Origin of the sequence: Piscinibacter sp. (assembly GCF_050175855.1) — a bacterium.
Lineage (GTDB): Bacteria > Pseudomonadota > Gammaproteobacteria > Burkholderiales > Burkholderiaceae_C > Piscinibacter.
The window spans coordinates 1-4,672 of the sequence record NZ_JBFXIO010000390.1; the positions used below are offsets into that span (position 1 = coordinate 1).

At 66.2% G+C, this 4,672-nt stretch carries 8 protein-coding genes; 4 read left to right on the plus strand and 4 right to left on the minus strand.

Annotated features, from left to right (window positions below):
- Window positions 1–342: 342 nt before the first annotated feature.
- Together AB7U92_RS22140 and merR are read right to left on the minus strand one after the other, a co-directional pair.
- Complete coding sequence (locus AB7U92_RS22140) at window positions 343–690, minus strand: YnfA family protein (protein WP_428582174.1); 348 nt, start codon at window positions 688–690, stop codon at window positions 343–345.
- Complete coding sequence (gene merR / locus AB7U92_RS22145) at window positions 690–1,112, minus strand: Hg(II)-responsive transcriptional regulator (RefSeq protein WP_276656439.1); 423 nt, start codon at window positions 1,110–1,112, stop codon at window positions 690–692. The genes AB7U92_RS22140 and merR overlap by 1 nt, the downstream gene beginning before the upstream one ends.
- A gap of 42 nt (window positions 1,113–1,154) precedes the next feature.
- Here merR and merT point away from each other — a divergent pair, with 42 nt between their 5' ends.
- The 4 genes from merT to AB7U92_RS22165 all read left to right on the plus strand — a co-directional run bounded on the left by merT (window position 1,155) and on the right by AB7U92_RS22165 (window position 3,335).
- A complete protein-coding gene (gene merT, locus AB7U92_RS22150; RefSeq protein ID WP_428582163.1) occupies window positions 1,155–1,532 on the plus strand; it encodes a mercuric ion transporter MerT in 378 nt (125 codons plus the stop codon).
- Between the two features lie 9 nt (window positions 1,533–1,541).
- Window positions 1,542–1,826, plus strand: a complete 285-nt coding sequence (merP, locus tag AB7U92_RS22155; RefSeq protein WP_428582165.1) for a mercury resistance system periplasmic binding protein MerP — start codon at window positions 1,542–1,544, stop codon at window positions 1,824–1,826.
- The gene (locus AB7U92_RS22160) at window positions 1,823–2,062 is read left to right on the plus strand and encodes a GDCCVxC domain-containing (seleno)protein (protein WP_276656445.1); all 240 of its coding nucleotides are present in this window, start codon (window positions 1,823–1,825) and stop codon (window positions 2,060–2,062) included. Before merP ends, AB7U92_RS22160 begins: the two co-directional genes overlap by 4 nt.
- A gap of 529 nt (window positions 2,063–2,591) precedes the next feature.
- Window positions 2,592–3,335, plus strand: a complete 744-nt coding sequence (locus AB7U92_RS22165; RefSeq protein WP_428582168.1) for a Crp/Fnr family transcriptional regulator — start codon at window positions 2,592–2,594, stop codon at window positions 3,333–3,335.
- 7 nt (window positions 3,336–3,342) lie between these two features.
- Here the strand turns inward: AB7U92_RS22165 and AB7U92_RS22170 are convergent, their stop codons facing one another.
- A complete protein-coding gene (locus AB7U92_RS22170) occupies window positions 3,343–3,951 on the minus strand; it encodes a DsbA family protein (protein ID WP_428582170.1) in 609 nt (202 codons plus the stop codon).
- The gene (locus AB7U92_RS22175; protein ID WP_428582172.1) at window positions 3,948–4,634 is read right to left on the minus strand and encodes a glutathione S-transferase N-terminal domain-containing protein; all 687 of its coding nucleotides are present in this window, start codon (window positions 4,632–4,634) and stop codon (window positions 3,948–3,950) included. The genes AB7U92_RS22170 and AB7U92_RS22175 overlap by 4 nt, the downstream gene beginning before the upstream one ends.
- Window positions 4,635–4,672 lie beyond the last annotated feature (38 nt).

The window sequence follows — 4,672 nt, forward strand, 5'->3', positions numbered from 1 at the left end:
GCCGCGATCTTGGGCGATGAGTTCGTTTCGAACTGACGGTACTCACGCCGCGGCGGGCACAGGGCCGGAGCTCAATGACCGGTCTCCGGCAGCCTGTTCGCCGAGTTGGCTGGCCGAAATCGACCCAAACCGGAAGTTCAAGCTTCTCCAAAGCTGCCCGACGTCCGGACCGGTCACTTGCGGTCGGGGCGTCTGCGAAGCAGTCCTTCATGGCCAACCGGACTGGGGGTGCAGCAGAAAACTTGGACCGGTTGGACGGCAGCACTGACCGAAAGCTGACTGAAGACCAAGTACACGATCGACGGCCACAGTGATTGCGGCCGCCTGGCTGGCTGACCAGAGCTAACGGCTGGCGGGATCCAGCGTCGAAGGCTGTAGCGCAATGATGGCCATGCCGGCCAGTGCCACTGCGGCGCCGGCCCAGTCCCAGCGCGTCAGCGCCACGCCGTCGACGACGTACAGCCAAGCCAGCGCCACGACGATGTACATGCCCCCGTAGGCCGCGTAGGGGCGCCCTGCGGCGGCAGGGTGCAGGGTCAGCAGCCACGCAAACACCGCCAGCGCGACCGCGGCGGGCAACAGCAGCCAGACCGGCTTGCCCTGACGCAGCACCAGCCATGGCAGGTAGCAGCCGACGATCTCCATCACGGCCGTCAGCGCGAACAGCGCCGACACCTTCAGCAGTTCCATCATGCGGCCTCCTGCAACGCGGCGATCAGCGGGCATGCCACGCGGCCGCGGGCGTCGGCGCAGCGGGCCACCAGCGCCGACAGCGCGGCTTCGATGCGCTGCAGGTCGGTCAGCCGTTGGCGCACGTCGAGCAGCCGATGGGTGGCAATCTCGCGCGCCTGGCCGCAGCCCGTGCCGTCCTCGAGCTGAAGCAGCTGTGCCACCTCGTCTAGGCTGAAGCCGATGCGCTGTGCCGACTTGATGAAGCGCACGCGAGCCACATCGGCAGGCCCATAGCGGCGCACGCCGCGCGGCGGCCGCTCGGGTTCGGGCAACAGGCCGCGGCGTTGGTAGAAGCGGATGGTCTCGACATTGACGCCGGCTTCGGTGGCCAGCGCGCCGATGGTCAGGGCGAGGTCTGCTGGGCTAAGGACTTTCGGCATGAGGCTTGACTCCGTACTCAAGTACGGAAGTATGCTGGACGCATGGGCAACCATTCCCCTGCATCCACGCCGACTTCGTCCGGCAGCGAACGTGGCCCACTGCTCGCGGGCGCGCTGGCGGCCCTGCTGGCGACAAGCTGCTGCCTGGGTCCACTGGTGCTGCTGAGCCTGGGCGTCTCCGGCGCCTGGATCGGCAACCTGACGGCGCTGGAGCCCTGGCGGCCGCTGTTCATCGCAGTCGCACTGGCTGCCCTAGCGCTGGCGGCAAGGCGCATCTGGCGGCGCGTGCCCGACTGTGCGCCCGGCGACGTCTGTGCCGTGCCGCGCGTGCGCCGGCGCTACCAAGGGCTGTTCTTCGCCGTCGCGCTGCTGGTGCTGCTGGCGCTGGCCTTCCCGTGGTTCGCGCCGCTCTTCTACTGAAAGGTCCCCATGAACAAGTTCCTGGTATTGACCCTTGGTGCCGCACTGGCCGTGCCGGCGTGGAGCGCGTCGCGCACCGTGACCTTGTCGCTGCCCACGATGGACTGCCCGGTGTGCCCCATCACCGTCAAGAAGGCGCTGGGCAAGGTCGAGGGCGTCAACCGAGCCGAGGTGGACTTCGGCAAGCGCCAGGCCGTGGTGCAGTTCGACGATGCCAAGACCAGCGTCGATGCCCTGACCCGGGCGACCACCGACGCCGGCTATCCGTCGACCGTGGTCGGGGGCGCCAAGTGAGTACGGTCGAACTCGTGTCGACGCTGACCTGCCCGCAGTGCGGCCATGCGACGGTGGAAACTATGCCCACCGACGCCTGCCAGTGGTTCTACGAATGCGAGCAGTGCCATACGGTACTCAGGCCGCTGGCGGGCGACTGCTGCGTCTACTGCTCGTATGGCAGCGTTCCGTGCCCGCCGATCCAGCAGCATCGTCTGCAGGGTGAGGCCGGAAGACCTGGTGCCTGTTGCGGCTGACCGCCTGTACCAAGCGGCCATCGACAGCGGGTGACGTCGCCGCAGCTCAAGATAATGACTGGGTCGGCCTGCGCCGGTCGGGCACCCGATCTCACCGCCGGAAAGCCGGCCCCCAGGTTGAACGATCTGATAGCCGACATCCGCGGTCGGCAGTGGCCGACCCATTACGATCGATGACTTTCCGCGAGAGCAGTCATTGGCCGATGCTCTAGACCTTCATTGATCTTGGCCAACTTTGCAGTGGTCGCTGCCACTGGCTTCCGGGCGGAAGACGCCTCAAGTCGGGTGAGATCACCCTAACGCGCGTCGGTTGCGCAGGGCGCGTCGTCCACGGTGGAGCAAGTAGGAGAATGGAGAGTTCAGGTCGACGAGCCAGGAGGCCTGTTCCATGGAGCCCTCGCGGGCAGTGTGATGAAAGGGATGACTGTGCATCGGCCCCCGGCCAGCGCCTGTCGCTGCAACGAAAGGGCCGTTCGCCGCTGCAGCGCTCACTCTTCTGCGCGTCACCGTCCGCTGAACGAACAAAGCCATGCCCCCCACTGAGCCACGTCATTCTCAGCCAGCGGACCTCGCTGTCTTCCTGGAACGTTGGCCGTGGTATCGCGCGCTGCCGGTCGAATTGCGAAGCCTGATGCTGGAGACGACCACGGAGCGAACGGCTGAGGCGGGCGAGTACATTGCCCGCGCCGGAGAACCGTGCCTACACTGGTACGGACTGTCCCGTGGTTTCCTGCAGATGTATGTGCTGGCAGCGGATGGTTCGGAGACAACCTTGTACTGCCTGCGCGAGGGCGAGTGGGGCGGCGATGGCTCTCTGTTGAAGAAGGAGCTGCGCCGCTACGACTTGCGCGCGTTAACGCCATCGCACATCTTCCTGGTGCCTGCCACGACCTTCGAGACCTTGCGCCAGTCCTCGATCCCGTTCAATCACTTCCTGTGCGAGATCTTGAACGAGCGCATGGGCACGTTCGTCGGGATGCTTGAAGCGAGCCGCCTTCTCGGGCCGGAGATGCGAGTGGCCCGAGGCCTGTTGATGCTGGCCAACAGCGTGTCGTCTGACGCACAGGAACTCTCGATTCCGCAGCATGAACTCGCGCTGATCTGCGGCCTGTCACGCCAGCGCGTCAACATGGCCCTGAGCGAGTTCAGGCGCGTCGGCTTTGTGCGCAACGATCCCCACAAGGGCATCCTGCTCGTCGATGTACCTCGGCTACGCGCCTACGTGGTGAGCGGGGACGGGTCGACGCAGGAGCACGACCGCCACGCAGGCTGAGTACTCGCTAGGCGCGAGCTTGCGCGATCGTGCTGGCCAGCAGGTCCATGCGATCCCCGCCCCAGAACAATTCGCCGCGGAAGATGAAGGTCGGCGCACCGAAAACGCCCAGGTCTTCGGCGCGCGCCGCAGCGGTGCGGAGATCCTCGTCCGCGCAGTCGATGCGGTAGGCCCGCCACTCGTTCGACGACAGGCCAGCCTGCACCAAGGCTGCCTCGATGTCCGAGGCCGACTCCAGGTCGAACTCGCGCCGCCAGAAGGCCTGCAGCACCGGATCGCAGAACTCCCACATCCGCCCCTCGGCCTTGGCGAACAACATGGCCTGGCTGCCCAGCGTGGCGTCCCAAAGCTTGGTCGTCGCGCGGATGGTCAGACCCTGCAGCTTGGCCAGGCGCCGGCAGTCCATGTACAGGTACTTCAGCTTCGCCACGTCACGGCCCGACCGTTGTTCGACCTCACCACCGTAGGCCGAGCGGAAGTCGGTCAGGTACGGCCACCACTCGATGTGGAGTCCGGTGCGCTGCGCCAGTTCACGCGCCGGACCCAGTGCCAGGTACGAGTAGGGGCTGCGAAGGTCGATGAATGCCTCCACGACATCCGTGGCGGTGTCCGTCATTCGGTTGGCTTCCGGAAGAGATTGCGCTTTGCGTCGTCGGACTTCGTCACGTCGACCCATCGCTCCCGCAACAGCGACACGCCACGGTCCACGGCGGGCCGGGCCCGCACACGGCCGTACCAGGCCTGCACGCGGGGGAAGTCGTCCAACGCCACGCCTGTCAGCTTGTGGATGCGGATCCACGGAAAGCACGCCATGTCGGCGATGGAATAGTCGGCGGCGATGAAGTCGCGCCCGTCCAGGCGTTCCTCCAAGACGCCGAGCAGGCGCCGGGTCTCCTGCTGGTAGCGCTCGATGCCGTAGGGCACGGGTTGCGGCGCGTAGCGGAAGAAGTGCTGCGCCTGGCCCATCATCGGCCCGAGCCCCCCGATCTGCCAGAAGAGCCATTGGAGCACCTTGTTGCGCGCGCGCAATTCGGCGGGAAGGAAGCGCCCTTCCTTGTCGGCGAGGTACTGCATGACCGCGCCGCTCTCAAAGATCGTCAGGGGTGGCCCGCCGTCGCGTGGCGCATGGTCGACGATGGCCGGGATCTTGCCGTTCGGGTTCACGGCGCGATAGCTGGGGTGGTGCTGGTCGCCCTGCGTGATGTCGATCGGCACGACACGGTACGGGATGCCCAACTCCTCGACGAGGATTTGCACCTTTTGGCCGTTGGGTGCTGGCCAGGTATAGAGGTCGATCATGCCAAGGCCTTCACTTGCGCTTGTGCATGATTTCCTGC

What these genes read in the sequence shown, in the direction of transcription:
- AB7U92_RS22140 (WP_428582174.1), bottom strand. Translation starts at nt 690, where the DNA reads ATGGAACTGCTGAAGGTGTCGGCGCTGTTCGCGCTGACGGCCGTGATG.
- merR (WP_276656439.1), bottom strand. Translation starts at nt 1,112, where the DNA reads ATGCCGAAAGTCCTTAGCCCAGCAGACCTCGCCCTGACCATCGGCGCG.
- merT (WP_428582163.1), top strand. Translation starts at nt 1,155, where the DNA reads ATGGGCAACCATTCCCCTGCATCCACGCCGACTTCGTCCGGCAGCGAA.
- merP (WP_428582165.1), top strand. Translation starts at nt 1,542, where the DNA reads ATGAACAAGTTCCTGGTATTGACCCTTGGTGCCGCACTGGCCGTGCCG.
- AB7U92_RS22165 (WP_428582168.1), top strand. Translation starts at nt 2,592, where the DNA reads ATGCCCCCCACTGAGCCACGTCATTCTCAGCCAGCGGACCTCGCTGTC.
- AB7U92_RS22170 (WP_428582170.1), bottom strand. Translation starts at nt 3,951, where the DNA reads ATGACGGACACCGCCACGGATGTCGTGGAGGCATTCATCGACCTTCGC.
- AB7U92_RS22175 (WP_428582172.1), bottom strand. Translation starts at nt 4,634, where the DNA reads ATGATCGACCTCTATACCTGGCCAGCACCCAACGGCCAAAAGGTGCAA.